Origin of the sequence: Enterococcus sp. S53, assembly GCF_016516865.1 — a bacterium.
In the GTDB taxonomy this organism is placed as follows: domain Bacteria; phylum Bacillota; class Bacilli; order Lactobacillales; family Enterococcaceae; genus Enterococcus_D; species Enterococcus_D innesii.
In genome coordinates this window covers 37537-52220 of record NZ_JACVUH010000007.1, presented here as the reverse complement: position 1 = coordinate 52220, position 14684 = coordinate 37537, and the positions used below count along the sequence as shown (strand labels likewise).

Sequence of the window (14684 nt, the reverse complement as noted above, 5' to 3'; positions counted from 1 at the left end):
AAACCTATAAGAGCTCCGTTTGACTCCTTTCGATGCAACAGATTCTGAAAGTTACACACTGGTGCAACACCTTTTTCGAGGCATGTGTTAGCCAATCATTTTTAGAGTTAAGACATTTTGAAAGAAAATCGTTAGACAAACTATCGCTTACAAGGAGGGGAACATGAGAGAATTGCAGTTAAGTTTTATGCTGAACAAAACGACCGTTCGCTGGCTTCAAATTTTAAATGCGTTTGAGCGTGAACGTACTTGTTCAATCGCAAGCTTTGCGAACAAACTTGATGTAACTCAACGGACGATCAGCTCTGATATCAAGGAACTGAAAGCCTATTTGCAGGATGCAGCCAAGTTTGTGCATGTGGCTAATGGTTATCATTTTATGGAAACGAATCCGAAAGTATACTTGACCAAAAAAAGAGCGCTGGTTGCAAAAGAAGGTATGTATCAAATTTTAGAAGCAATCTTTCATGGTGAACTTTGTTCTGTTGAAGAGTGGGCACAGCGCTTGTATGTATCAGAAAGCACGATGCGGCGTTATTTGAATAGTGCTTCACTCACGTTGAGAAAGTATGGTTTAGAGTTGGTGCTACAACCAGTTAATTTGAGTGGAGCAGAAGCGAATATTCGTAAATTTTTCAAAGATTTTTATTATGAATCAGATGTTACTCCTCATACTCTGCTTCCACCTAAAGAGCTGATTGCGGTAGTCAGTGAGACGTTTTCAGAAGTGCCAACTGATGTAGTGAACACGGGTGTTGCTCCTAGTGATTTTTATTATAGTTTGTATATTGCAATCAAGCGTTATCAGTCTGGAAAGACCATCCAACTTCCTACTCATTTGGCTGAGATAGTCAAAGACCACACGGCATTTACCGTAATGAAAGACTTAGCACCTAAAATCGAAGCCCTTTACCAGGTAAGACTACCACAAGAAGAATTGGTGTGGCTTTATCTAATCACGGTGATGAAGCGTACATTGACTGAGCCCGTAAAAGAACAGCAGTTCATTGCATCGTTTGCACTTTATCCTGAACTAGAGGCGCTAAGTCAACACTTTGTTCAAGAATGGGGCATCCCATTTAATGATCCGCAACTAATCGAGACGATGATTCACGCCTTTTTGTTATCTAAGAAAATCAATGATCAACTAGCACCCATTTTGAATCGCTTGCTGACGGAAGTAAAAAATGAGCCCCTAAAGCATAGCTCCGTCGCCTATCAAAAAAATCTTGTATTTTTGAAGCAGAATCAAGCAATTCTTGGGGTCAGTAAGGAGTACCTGTCTGATATCTGTGCAGCGCTTACCTTGTATAGTGAGGCGCTCAAGGAACTCTATTATCAAAAGGTCAACCGAATCGCATTGACATTAGAAGGCGACCTTTACACCTGTCACGCTATCCGCGCACGCTTTTTGCGCTATGTTGGCAATGATCATTACGTGTTTTTCCCAAAAATCAATGAATTGACGACTGCCTATTTGAAGGAAAATGCTATCGATCTCGTGGTAACGAATTATGGTGAATACCTATCAGAGTTCATCTTATCCACGGACTATCTCTTACTTAAAACAATCCCGGATCATCAAGATTGGCTAAGAGTGATTGAAAAAATCGATCCTCAGTTGGGGCAAGCATTAAGTGCAACCCCAAGCTAAGTCAAGGGTATACTTTGAATGCAATCAGTGAAGCTATTGCTAGCAGAAATGCTCATGAAAGCAGAATACCTATTAAGCTAAAAAGCCACAACCGTTGAGAAGAATGGTTGTGGCTTTTTTCTCTTAATAAGCAAGGAAGGAATTTCCTTCACTCCTCTTAAAAAAAAGATGGACGCTTCTGAGATGAAGTAGCTTGATCCACGAAAACTCTTACTGTTCATTTGCCAGTTTAGCAAAAATCGCTTCAAAGGATTTGAATGTGTCATTATCTAGTTGGCAAAGCCACAAAAGGTAGCTTTTTTCTTTAAAAGTCCACTCTATTGAAGGGTAAGAGGCAATTAAGGCATGGTATTTCTCCCGTTGTTCACTGGTAGCTAATAGCCACCGCTTCTCAAAAATTTGCTTATCTTCCATATAGCTATCCCCCAAAAAGAAACGTTGCCTGAAACTTCACTAACGGGCAACGTAAATCTAATGATACGCAGATCTCTAATTATTATACCAAGGAAAAATGAATTTTTTTAGAAGATGTGTAAAATTACAACGAATTTCTTTTATTTTGCTTTTTTTGGGACATTTTTTATAGAAAAGAAGCATTCTGTTGAAGAGAACTGTTGTTAACAATGTTTCTGGTACTAAGAAGAATTAGTAGGCAGAAACCTTGTATCCATCTTAATGAGTCAAGTGGTTTCAGGTAATAACAAAAATGGACGATCCTTTTTAAAGAATAAGGAATCGTCTTTTTTTATAACGCTTTTTTTTGCACAAACTTTCAAAATGCCTTATTTGAAAAGAAAATGAAAATCAATTTATTCATACAGGTTTGCAAATCTTGATTTATCTATTGATGTTCAACCATGTTAAATTTAACCTCGTCAAAAGCAATAAACTTTCGTCAAAAAAACATCATATTTTAGTTCTTATTTAGGTATTTAGAGAGTTTGCTTCGAATAGGTTGTTCCAATAAGGACTAAGACTGATATTTTTCGAGGGAGTAAGAAAGGGTGACTGGTAAAAACGTGAAATGAATCTTTAAAGTACAAGAGAAAGAATAGAGAAAAAGGAGTTACTTATGAATAACAAATTTAGTAAAAAAGTCACAGGTTTATTGTTGATCAGTCATTTAACATTATCGGCGCTGCCAATAAATGCGATGGCGACAGAAAAAGCTTCCGATTCCTTAGAAGCTCCTCAAGAGAGAGTAGAAGCACCCAATCTATTATCGGATGGTGAAACGACGCAAGACTTAGGCAATGAGATTACCGCGACCGATGATCAAGAAAATCAGGAAACCGATAGTTCTTCTATTGAAAGTGAAGAAGCTCAAACAGAAGCATCTACTGAGAACTCTTCAGAAAATAATGAAGCTGCAGAAAATGAGGAACAAACAGACGCATCAAATGGAGAAAATTCCGAAAATAGTTCTGATGACTCATCGGAAAACGCTGCCGAAACCCGTTCAACAAGGGCAAGTGTCCAAGTAACGTCTGATGCTGAATTACGGACAGCATTAGCCAATGCGACCGTTACACAAATCAGCTTAGCCAACAACATCACGATGACTAGTAGTGTGACATGGACAGGGACGACCAAAACGATTGAAGGGAATGGTCATACGTTAACCTTCGGGAATAATGTTCGGCTGTATGGAAATACGGTGAATCAAGGATTAAGCATCAGAAATGTGAGAATCGTAGCTCATGCAACAAATACGATCTATCAAAATAGAACGTCCAGTGTTTCCTTTACAAACGTTACTCATGAAAATAGTCATGCAACAGGGCGCTTACTCTATTTAGCCGCTAGCAATTCTTCAGCTAATTTCTTTGGCGAAAACCGATTAGATGCAGGTTCCTTGATTTGGGCTACTTCGAATGTCCGGATGAATATCGGCAGTGGTGCTTCTGTAGTTGCAAATAACAACGGAACAGCTCGTGCGATTTATCTTGCAAGTGGTGGTCGAATTGATTTAGGTGAAGGCAGCTTATTAGATGTTACTCAAAACAATCCTTCAAATACAGCAAAAGCAGTCTTGATCGAAGGAAGTGCCTCAAGCGTAGTAGTTAATTCGAATGCAACGTTTAAGATCACAAGTGCACCAAATACGCAAAAAACACAAGAAGCCTTGGGATTACGAGGTGCTTTGACCGTATTATCTGGGGGAACACTGGATGTCGTGGGAAGAAGCACGTATTCAACGGTAAACGTTGGACAATCAAGCACTTTCCATGAAGGATCAAATGTTCGAATCCAAAACAATCATACCAATGGAACCGCAATTGGGTCCTATCCAGGAACAACGAACTACACGATTCACTCATCGACAGGAATGCAAACTTGGAGAAGATCAGCTGATTTTTCAGGAGAGCCCAGCTTTAATTATCCAGAGTTTAGACAAGGTTCTTTCTCACTAAATACTTATACGAACAAACAAGTTACTTCGCGAATTGAATCCAATGACTCAATCTTCAACGCAACATTCAATAGTTCTCAAATCGGAAAAATCGCTTTTGGTGACTTTGTGGATACCGCAACGATTCAACAAACGACCATTGACGACTTAACCACAAGCTCAACGCACATTACGGGACGAGCTGAGCCAAATGCCGATTTAGCAGTCACTATTGAAGGACAAGGAAGTTTGACGGGACGCGTTGCAAGTGATGGAACTTATCAATTTGCGATTCCGAACGCACCGTTAGCAGTTGGAACAAAAGTGACTGTTACCGCAACGGCCAATGGTATCCAATCGGTTGCAGAAACAGTTGTAGAAGATAGTGAAAAAGAAACGATTGCCGAAACAACGATTTCCGAGCTTAATACTGACTCCACAAGTGTGACGGGAACGGCTGAGCCGAATGCTGAGATTACGATCAAAGCCGGTGACACGATCATTGCGAATGGACGAGTGGGTAGTGATGGTATCTATGCATTGACGATTGAGAAACAACAAGCTGGTACGGTAGTCACCGCCCAAGCAACCTTAAATGGCATTTCATCAAATATTGTGGAAACCATGGTTGAGCGCGCAACGATCGCCGAAACAACGTTGAATCAAGTGACAACCACAGACACGACTGTTAGTGGAACAGCCGAACCAGATGCACATGTGGAAATTACTATAGGCGATTCTGAAACGAAAAATGCCACTGTTGACAGTGAGGGCAATTTTGAAGTAGAGATTGATCAACAAGCAGCGGGAACAATTATTACTGCTCAAGCAAGCATTGACGGATTGCAATCAAATATTGCTTCAACGATCGTTGTCACTGATCCAGCAAACACCGAAGGCACGATCACACCAGATACCTACAATGTTTCTTCTGGCGATCAATTCCTGAGAGGAACGTATACCGGTGATGTTGCTTCTGCCCGTGTGTATGTAAATGGGTCATCCGTTCGTGGTGGGAATTTTGCTGATGGTTCGTTCGAATTCTTTATCGGCAATCGCATCCAATCCGTAGATGATGTCGTAGAAATCGAAGCCTTGGATCAATATGGCAAAGTACTTGATCGGACAACTGTTGAATTGACTAGAGATTTGGCTGGTACGATCACACCGGATCAATACCGAGTTGGTGAAACCATGATTACAGGGACCTTTACGGGTGATGTCAACTTTGCCCGTTTAGTGATCAATGGCACGCCTTCTAATGCATGGGGTGGTACTTTCAATGCCGATGGCACCTTCTCGTTTTATGTAGCGAATCTTGGAATCAAAGCGGGGGATAAAGTTGAGATCCAAGCGTTGAATCGTCAAATCAATGGCAACACGGAAGCCATCGAAGTGCTAGAAACCAAAGAAGTAACAGTGATTGATCAACTTCAAGGGACGATCACACCAGATAAATACAATTACACTGATACCACGATTACGGGAACCTTTACGGGGGATATCAATTTTGCCAACTTGGTGATTGATGGACAATCGGTAGGTAACTGGGGTGGTACCTTCAATAAAGAGACGGGTCGCTTTGAATTCTTTGTTCACGCACAATTTAGAGACCAGATCAGAACAGCAGCGAAAGTTGAATTACAAACTTACCATCGTGAAACAGTCGATGGACAAACGATTGATCATAAGCTGGTGTTGCAGCCGGTAGAAATCGTCAAAGCAACAGGTTCGATTCAACCAGCAGCCTTCAAAGTGACAGATAGTGAAATTACCGGAACCTTTACTGGTAATGTGAATTTCGCCAACTTGATCGTTGATGGGCGTTCAGTTTCATGGGGTGGTACCTTTAACACAACAGACCAAACCTTTACTTACTTTGTCAATCAAGATACACGTAATTTAATTCGCGATGCGGAAACAGTTGAATTGGTTGCTTACCATCGGGAGGTTGTTAATGGCCGTCCAGTGGACACCGAATTGGATCGCAGTGTAGTCACTATCGATAAAGAATTTATTGGTACGATTACACCAGACCCATACAAGCTGGGTGACAGAACCATTACGGGAACCTATACAGGAGATGACATCAACTTTGGACGACTTGAAATTGATGGCATGATTCTGTGGGTAAGTGGTTTTGCGGATGGCACGTTTACCGCTTATTTGAACCAAGAACAAGCCAACAGCGTGACGAAAGACAGCAAGATGACGATCCATGCATTGCATCGCTTTGCTGACCTAAGCACACGAGAAATCGCACAAGCAACCGTTTCGATCACAGAATAAGAAACAAAGACTACGAGAGACCCTTGTACCTTGCCTGTTGCAAGGGTCTCTTCATTGATAGAAAGAGAGAAAGCAAATGAACATGAAGAAAAAAATCGTTACCTTCTTTAGCCTTGCCCTTATGGGGAGTTTTTTAGCGGCTTGCTCGACGGATGACCAAGCAAAGACGGATACTACCCAAGGCAGCGAACCGATTGAACAAATCACGGACCAAAGCAATGCCGAGCCGCAATCGATCATTGGTGGATTAAAGATCATCATCGACAAACAAGAAATCAATCAAAAGAAAACAGAAGATGGGGAACAAGTTTTACATACATTTACCATCACAGCAGAAAATATGGGGTCAGTTGCCGCAGGGTTAGGTTCAATTGATTTCCTGCTAGAAACCGAGGATGGGGACCTTCTTGAACTTGATCATACTATGGCGATGTTTGGCAATGAGATCGCTGTAGGTGAAACCATCACTGGACAAGTTTCCTTTGCTTTAGAAGAAGGGCAAGTGGCGAAAAAATTGATTTATAAGCCTGGAGAAGAACAATTGGCAGAATGGGATGTTAAGAGCGAATGAAGGTAAACGTTATTGGATTGGGGTATATCGGGTTGCCCACAGCACTTACTTTTGCAAACCATGGGATTGAAGTCGTTGGGGTTGATGTGTCAGAAACAGTCGTTCAATCACTTCAAGCCGGTCAGGCACCAATCGAAGAACCCGACATTGATCGCTATCTAGCACAAGCTTTAGCGAAAAAGACATTCAAGGCACAATTGGTACCAGAAAAAGCGGATGCCTTTATCATTGCCGTACCAACGCCAAACCTCGCTGATCAATTTGGTAGTTGCGACTTGTCCTACGTCAAGGCGGCGATGGCTGCTATCCTACCTTATCTTGAACAAGGCAATACAGTCATTGTTGAATCGACCATTCAACCTCGCACGATGGAGGACATCGTTGGACCATTTTTTGAAAAAGCAGGCTATACCATTGGAGAAGAACTCTATTTGTTGCATTGCCCAGAGCGAGTTTTACCAGGGAAAATTTTTGAAGAGCTAGTGATGAATAACCGAATCATTGGTGGCATGACGAGCGCTTGTACCCAACAAGGCAAACGCATTTATCAGACCTTCGTCAAAGGAAACGTGTTGGAGACTTCTGCAAGTATCGCTGAGCTATCGAAATTGATGGAAAACACCTATCGGGACCTGAACATTGCACTCGCCAATGAATTGGTCCAAATTGGGGATCGTCTAAACATTGATGCACTCCAAGTGATTGCGTTAGCCAATCAGCATCCACGGGTCAATATCCATCAACCAGGACCTGGTGTCGGAGGCCATTGCTTAGCGGTTGATCCATATTTTGTGGTTGCGGCAGCACCTGAAGACGCAAAGTTGATTCAGTTGGGGCGGATGATCAATACAGAGATGCCTGAATTCATTATAAAAAAAGTCGAAGAGATTTTAGCAATCCATGGCGGAAACAAGATCGCGGTCTTAGGGTTGGCTTATAAAGGCAATATTGACGATGCCAGAGAAAGTCCGGCAATTGAGATCGCCAAAAGACTGAAACAAAAGAAAGCACTGCAAGTCACCACTTATGACCCCTATGTCGCCACTTCTGATGTTGCACATCTCGAAGTAGCACTAACAGACAGTGATCTGGCATTGATCCTCTGTGACCATGATGCTTTTAAAGACATAGCGCCAGCCGCCATTCAAGCGATGAAACAAAAAATCGTTTTTGACACGAAAAATATTGTGACAGATAAAACGAGGTTCGATGCCGCCTATTCTCTTGGGGCATTACCAAGCGCCCAGTAAATGGTTTGATTGCTATTTATGTTATTGAAAGGGAAAACCAATGAATAAAGAAATAAACACAAAAAAATTGAAGCAAGTTTTTCAGCAAAGAATAGGCTGGATCCTCATGATCATTAGTGTTCCCTTACTAGCGATGTTGCTTTATCTAACCCTGTTTGCTGAACCCATTTATCAAAAAAGTGCACAGTTGCTGATTAGTCAGTCAGAAACGACAGCTGGCAATCGTCTGGAAAACCAGACGATTCAGGCAGACCTTCAGCTCGTCAGTACCTATAGCACCATCATCATGAGTCCTCGCATCTTAAATGAAGTCAGTGAGGCGCTAGAGGGAAGCTATGATGTGGCTGAACTGTCAGAGATTTTGAGTGTATCGAATGCCACTAACTCGCAGATCATTGAAATCAATGCCTACCATCAAAGTCCGAAGATCGCAGCAAAGATCGCCAATACGACCGCAAATGTTTTTAGTGAAGAGATCCCTAAGATCATGAACATTGATAATGTCACGATTTTGGCAGAAGGAGCCGTTTTGCCGCAAGAAACGCCAGCTCGTCCAAACAAATTTTTGTTGTACAGTTTGACCGCTTTTTTAAGTCTTCTTTTCGCTTTTACGTATGTGTTCCTCCTGTTGGTTTTTGAGCGCAGTTTTGCTTCAAATACTGAAATCGAAGAGGTCTTAGGGGTAAAAGTCATCGGTGAGATAAGCAAAGAAAAACGAGTTGCTTCGTTTAAAACCATCCAGTCGAGAAGCCTTAGAGGAAGGAAGCGTGTGTGATGCGTAGCATGAAGGAAAATTACTCCATCATCAGCGAACAAGTAAAATTGATTCGCGAAAATGTCGACTATTTATGCCAACAACAAGATGCTCAAACGATTTTGATCACTTCAGGAGAAAGCGGTACGGGAAAATCCACGGTCTCAGCAAATTTGGCGGTCGCCTATGCCCAAAAAGGCAACCGAACTTTATTGATTGATGCGGATCTGCGTAAGCCCACCCAACATCATTTGTTTTCACAAGAAATGCATGTGGGTTTGTCCAATTATATTCGACGGGCTGTCTCCATCGAAAGCTGTGTCCAACAAGTGATTTTAGAAGATTGCGAATTTTCAATCATTACTAGTGGAGCTATCATGTCAAATCCCAATGATTTGCTCGCTTCTTCGAAAATGACCGCAGCTTTGCAAGAGGTCAAACAACTATACGATGTGGTCATTATTGATACACCACCAGTCAATGTCGTTTCTGATGCCTTGATCTTAGCCAAGAAAGTTGATGGTGTACTTTTAGTTGTTCATGCGGATAAAACGAACAAGCAATCCGCAAAAAATGCCGTCAAAAAACTGCGCCTTGTCAACGCAAACATCTTAGGTGTCGTCGTGAATGGCACGGATACAGCCGAAAATTACTATTATTAAGGAGGGGAACTTTGTGGAAAGACCCGCTTTAGACAAACAGCCAACAGTTCGGGTTACTGGCTATGTACGTTGGAAACGATCAATAGAAACCATCTTTAGCTTGGGCTTATTAGTCATCCTTAGCCCGCTGTTACTGCTGATTTGTATAGGGATCAAATGTTCTAACTGGCACGCACCGATCATTTTTAAGCAAGTCCGTGTTGGGAAAAATGAGACCACGTTTGTAATGTACAAATTTCGAACGATGGTGCCTGATGCCGATCAATTATTAGGGCAATACCTCGATAAAAACGAAATTGAAGGGGCGATGTTCAAGCTGAAGAAAGATCCACGCGTGACGCGCCTAGGCCGTTTGTTGAGAAAAACGAGTCTTGATGAATTGCCCCAACTGATCAATGTCTTGAAAGGGGAGATGGCACTGGTCGGTCCCCGTCCTCCTTTAGAAAGAGAAGTTGTCAGCTATTCAGAAAAAGACAAGCAACGATTGTCTGTCACACCTGGATGCACAGGGTTGTGGCAAGTCAGTGGACGAAACGAATTAAGCTTTCAAGAGATGGTCGCATTGGATCTTTATTACATCAATAACCTGAGCTGGTTATTGGACTTGAAAATAATTATGAAAACGATTGGCGTTGTTTTCTTACCCAAAGGAGCATTCTAATGGAGCAACAAACACGTGTGTCACTTTTAGGAAGCAATCTAGATTCTCTAAGTTTTCAAGAAACCATTTCTAAAATCGAGGCAATGATCGAACAAGGGGGCCCCGCACAACATGTTTCAATTAACGCGGGAAAAATAAACTTGATGCGCAATGATCCCTCGTTGCGATCGATCGTCAATCGGGCAGCTTTGATCACGGCTGATGGCCAGTCGATTGTCTGGGCAGCGAAATATTTAGGTTGTCCTGTACCAGAAAGGGTAACGGGCATCGATCTTTTTCGCGAACTCGTCAAGCTAGCAGCAGAAAAAGGCTGGCGGCCTTATTACTTAGGAGCAACTGCGGAAGTCGTAGAAGCCGTCGTCAAACATGACCAACAGCTTTATCCCGACCTCAACATAGCGGGTTTTCACCATGGTTATTTTTCCGAAGACGAATCATTGTACGTGGCAAAAGAGATTGCACGGACGAAACCAGACTTGCTGTTTGTCGCTTTTTCTAGTCCGCAAAAAGAGATTTGGCTCGATACATTCAGCGAAGTATTGCAAGTGCCCTTTGCGATGGGGGTTGGCGGCAGCTTTGATATCGTCGCAGGCAAAACCAAACGGGCACCTTTGTGGATGCAGCGGGCAGGGTTGGAATGGTTTTATCGCTTTGCTCAAGAGCCAGTTAGGATGTTTGATCGCTATATCATAGGAAATTTGCGCTTTTTACAGTATGTGTGGGGAGAAAAAAGAAGAAACGCATGAAATCAAAACAGCAAAGCCATCACCGCTTCTTTCTGGGGATTGTGGCCATTTTTCCGATAATCGACGTCTTAAACGGTTTATTTCTAAGTCTGGGCATTCCTTTTCCCGTTGGCGTGTTCTACCGTCTGCTGTTCTTTTTGTTCTTAGTGATTATGATCGTGACAGAAAAGATTCCCCTTAGCTACTATACGTATTTAACGTATGGGTTTATCGCTGTGACACTTACGCTTTTTCTGTTACAAGCGCTTTTTTTGGAGTACAGCTGGCAATGGGTGATTGAGGATCTATCGGTGTATATCAAATACCTCTTATGGGTACTGATTCCTTATTATGTCTATCAACGAAAAAACGACTTCTCCAAACTGCACTATGACAGCTTGTTTATTTTTATTAGTGTCTGCTTCACCTTGGGGCTACTGATTCCCTATTTTTTAGGGTTAGGCTACCAAACTTATGACAATTCTGATGCTGGGTATAAAGGCTATTTCTTTGCCAATAATGATACGAGCTTTGCCTTTATTGTTTCCATCACCTTTACAGTCCAGGCACTAATTGTTTCGATCAAAGAACAGACCCATAAGTTTTCGTTGTTTTTGGCTAGTTTATTCGCTGGAAATTTCGTCTGTTTGGTCTTGGTCGGCACGAAAACCGGCGTGTTTTATGGTGTCGGTGTCTTGTTCTATCTTTTAATCCGATTGGTGCTAGGTATTGATCGAAAAGCATTCCTGCAACAACTGTTTATCTGGTTTATGAGTTTTATGACGATTGCTTGGCTGCTTATTCAAGGACTACCATTGCTGATCCAAGCCGTCGAAGGAACCTATCTACGCATGGTGTATTTTTATCATCTTTTCGATGGAGACTTGATCCGCTTATTTTCTAGTTCAAGAAGTGATTTTTTGATTGGTGGGATGAACGCCTTCTTAAATGATGAGGCTCGTCACTTTACCATGATCTTTGGCCAAGGCTTTGAATACCGGTTGGCCCACTTTGGTCGTCTTGGCTTAATTGAAATGGACTTCTTCGACACCCTTTTCGGGCAAGGCCTACTAGGAATAGCGTTATTGCTGCTGATGCTCGCCTATTTTGTTTACTTAGCCTTTCAGCCGAAAAAGCGATCGGTTTATAGCTTTGCCTTGATCGTGGTGCTTTTTTATAGTTTTTTTGCTGGGCATGTTTTGTATTCGGCATTGTCTTCCACCTTTTTAGGATTGATTTGTGGAGGCATTATTTTAACAGAGAAAGAGTGAACAACTGATTGAAAAAATTACTTTTGAGGCTGGGCTTCTTCTCCCTCGGTTCGTTAGGTTCGGCGGTTTTAAACCTGGTGCTTTTGCCCGTAACGACTAGCTTTTTGACACCCGAAGAATATGGGAAGACCAGTATGTTTTTCCTGGCACAGACCTTTTTGATATACGTGATCTATCTCGGCTTCGACCAAGCCTTCACGAGGGAATACCATGACCACGAAAACAAACGCGAGTTGCTGCAACAAGCGATGCTCGTCCCGTTGCTCGGATCGCTGATCTTCCAGCTGATCCTAGTGGTTTTTGCCGCACCGTTTTCGCAGCTTTTGTTTGAATCTCCACAGTACACCCGTGCGATTTATTTATTTGCTCTCTCGTCGGGACTACTGATTTTTGAACGGTTTCTTTTATTAACGATTCGAATGCAAAACAAAGCGATCCAGTTCTCCGTGTACAGTATTTTGTTGAAGTTCATGGTCTTGCTCATCACATTGCTGTTTCTCTTTTTTGGTCCGCCGACGTTCATTACGGTGGTCTATGGCATGCTTCTAGGACAAATCATCGGTGATTGTCTTTTGGTTCTGGCAAACCTGGCGCTTTTTAGGCCGCTCATTCGCCACATTGATCGCAACCTGATCAAGAAGCTGAGTCGTTTTGGCTTGCCGACGGTGGTGGGAACGTTCCTCTATAGCCTGTTAATGATTATCGACAAAATGATGCTGCGCTATTTTGCTGATTTTGCCGCTTTGGGCATCTACACGGCTGCATTCAAAGTGGCAAGTGCCTTGATGATTCTACAAGTTAGTTTTGCCAATTTTTGGATTCCCACCTCCTATGAATGGTTCAAAAAAGGCAAACCATTGATTTATTACGAACGAGTCAGTCACTTTATCATGTTCGTCTTGGCGATTTTCTTTTTACTGATGGTCTTTTTCAAAGAAACGATCGTCATCTTATTGTCGCAAGACTACTTAGAGGCCCAGTACTTGTTTCCCTTGTTATGTTTTTATCCCTTGATGATGACGATCAGTGAAACGACCAATCTCGGGATCGTTTTTTATAAGAAAAGTCATTTGAATATTGCTGCCTCTTTGCTGGCGGTCTTAGCCGCCTCCCTTGGTCATCTCCTACTCGTACCGACAATTGGCGCCACAGGAGCGGCTTGTGCTACGGCATTAGGGTACTTGGTCTTCTTTTTTGCCCGTACATATTTTTCGATGACCTATTGGCAGGGATTCTCAGTCAAACGCCAAATCAGCCTTTCGATCATGCTGTATTGCTTTGCGCTGTTTACGGCATTCAATCGGACTCTTTGGCTGGAAAAGAGCCTCGTTTTGCTGCTGATGCTCTTCGTCGTTGTTCTTTATCGCAAGGAACTAAAGCAGGTAACTAGATTTGTACAAGAAAGGAAAATCAACAAAGCATGAATATCTTACTTATCGGTCCAGATCCAGCAGCAAAAGGGGGGATTGCAACGGTCATTCATAATTTCCAAAAAGCACAAGCGCCAGAGGACGTGCGTTTCATCATTCATACGACCTGGTCGGAAAAAGGAAAATATTGGACGCAGTTCAAAGCGTTTCTTACCTTTCGTCGGCATATCAAAAAAGAAAGGTGCCAGATCCTTCATTTCCACGTTGCGCAAAAGGGCAGTTTCTATCGCAAGAGTTTGCTGTTGTTGCTAGCACCAAAACATTGCAAGACGATTTTTCATATGCATGCTTCGCAATTTGATCAGTTTTATCAAAACAGTCCTTCATGGGCAAAGTGGTGGATCCGTTTTACGTTATCACGGGTGGATCAGCTTGTAGTACTAAGTAGCAGCTGGGCAGCATTCTACCAAACAATTACGGATACCTCGATCGAGGTCTTGCCAAATGCCGTAGAGGTGCCGGAGGAATCCGTTTATGACCCTACCGCAAAATGGGTCATTACTCTTGGCAGGATCGGGCAAAGAAAAGGCAGTTTTGATCTGTTGGCAGTTGCCAAAGCAATGGCTATTTCCTTCCCTGAGGTTCGCTTTATGTTGTTTGGGGATCAAGAAAATCAACAAGTTGCCCAGCAGCTCCAAGAAGAAGCCCTGACCAATGTGTTTTTAAATGAGTGGGTAGCAACCGATGCGTTACCAGCTGTTTTTCGCAAGGCTGCCGTCCATTTTCTCCCTTCTTATCACGAAGGCTTGCCGATGGCGATTTTAGAAACCATGGCAGCAGGCATCCCCAATGTAGCGACCAATGTCGGGGGAATCCCGGAGTTGATCCACTCAGGTGAAAATGGCTACCTAGTAGCTGCCGGTGATACTCAAGCAATGATCGAGACATTGAGTGAACTGTTACAAAACAAGGAACGACGAACGAATCTCAGTCAACAGGCCAGAGAAACGATCAAAAAAAACTATGCGTTAACGCCGTATATGACGAGTTGGCATAAGATCTACAAAAAGCAACTTGATTAATGC

12 protein-coding genes are annotated in these 14684 nt (G+C 42.5%); 11 read left to right on the top strand and 1 reads right to left on the bottom strand.

What is annotated here, in order from left to right:
- The first annotated feature begins 163 nt into the window (after positions 1–163).
- Positions 164–1654, top strand: coding sequence for a helix-turn-helix domain-containing protein (locus IAE45_RS10530; protein WP_200126093.1), 1491 nt, complete (start codon positions 164–166; stop codon positions 1652–1654).
- Positions 1655–1864: 210 nt separating this feature from the next.
- Here the strand turns inward: IAE45_RS10530 and IAE45_RS10525 are convergent, their stop codons facing one another.
- Positions 1865–2068 (bottom strand): hypothetical protein, encoded by a 204-nt coding sequence (locus IAE45_RS10525; protein WP_077453641.1) that lies wholly within the window; start codon positions 2066–2068, stop codon positions 1865–1867.
- A gap of 658 nt (positions 2069–2726) precedes the next feature.
- On the opposite strand from IAE45_RS10525, the gene IAE45_RS10520 reads away from it, so the two are divergent.
- From IAE45_RS10520 to IAE45_RS10475, 10 genes are all read left to right on the top strand, one after another.
- A complete protein-coding gene (locus IAE45_RS10520; protein ID WP_200126091.1) occupies positions 2727–6335 on the top strand; it encodes an immunoglobulin-like domain-containing protein in 3609 nt (1202 codons plus the stop codon).
- A 76-nt stretch (positions 6336–6411) separates the two neighbouring features.
- A complete protein-coding gene (locus IAE45_RS10515) occupies positions 6412–6906 on the top strand; it encodes a hypothetical protein (protein WP_200126089.1) in 495 nt (164 codons plus the stop codon).
- Positions 6903–8156, top strand: a complete 1254-nt coding sequence (locus IAE45_RS10510; RefSeq protein WP_200126087.1) for a nucleotide sugar dehydrogenase — start codon at positions 6903–6905, stop codon at positions 8154–8156. The genes IAE45_RS10515 and IAE45_RS10510 overlap by 4 nt, the downstream gene beginning before the upstream one ends.
- 40 nt (positions 8157–8196) lie before the next feature.
- Complete coding sequence (locus IAE45_RS10505) at positions 8197–8931, top strand: YveK family protein (protein ID WP_077453638.1); 735 nt, start codon at positions 8197–8199, stop codon at positions 8929–8931.
- On the top strand, positions 8931–9572 hold the full coding sequence (locus IAE45_RS10500; RefSeq protein WP_081119035.1) for a CpsD/CapB family tyrosine-protein kinase: 642 nt from the start codon (positions 8931–8933) through the stop codon (positions 9570–9572). Before IAE45_RS10505 ends, IAE45_RS10500 begins: the two co-directional genes overlap by 1 nt.
- A 13-nt stretch (positions 9573–9585) precedes the next feature.
- The gene (locus IAE45_RS10495; protein WP_200126079.1) at positions 9586–10233 is read left to right on the top strand and encodes a sugar transferase; all 648 of its coding nucleotides are present in this window, start codon (positions 9586–9588) and stop codon (positions 10231–10233) included.
- On the top strand, positions 10233–10979 hold the full coding sequence (locus IAE45_RS10490; RefSeq protein ID WP_156237224.1) for a WecB/TagA/CpsF family glycosyltransferase: 747 nt from the start codon (positions 10233–10235) through the stop codon (positions 10977–10979). The genes IAE45_RS10495 and IAE45_RS10490 overlap by 1 nt, the downstream gene beginning before the upstream one ends.
- Positions 10976–12229 carry an O-antigen ligase family protein gene (locus tag IAE45_RS10485; protein WP_200126077.1) on the top strand — a complete coding sequence of 418 codons (1254 nt, stop codon included), beginning with the start codon at positions 10976–10978 and terminating at the stop codon, positions 12227–12229. Before IAE45_RS10490 ends, IAE45_RS10485 begins: the two co-directional genes overlap by 4 nt.
- A gap of 8 nt (positions 12230–12237) precedes the next feature.
- Positions 12238–13653 carry a lipopolysaccharide biosynthesis protein gene (locus IAE45_RS10480; RefSeq protein WP_200126075.1) on the top strand — a complete coding sequence of 472 codons (1416 nt, stop codon included), beginning with the start codon at positions 12238–12240 and terminating at the stop codon, positions 13651–13653.
- The gene (locus IAE45_RS10475) at positions 13650–14681 is read left to right on the top strand and encodes a glycosyltransferase family 4 protein (RefSeq protein ID WP_200126073.1); all 1032 of its coding nucleotides are present in this window, start codon (positions 13650–13652) and stop codon (positions 14679–14681) included. Before IAE45_RS10480 ends, IAE45_RS10475 begins: the two co-directional genes overlap by 4 nt.
- The last annotated feature ends 3 nt before the right edge of the window (positions 14682–14684 follow it).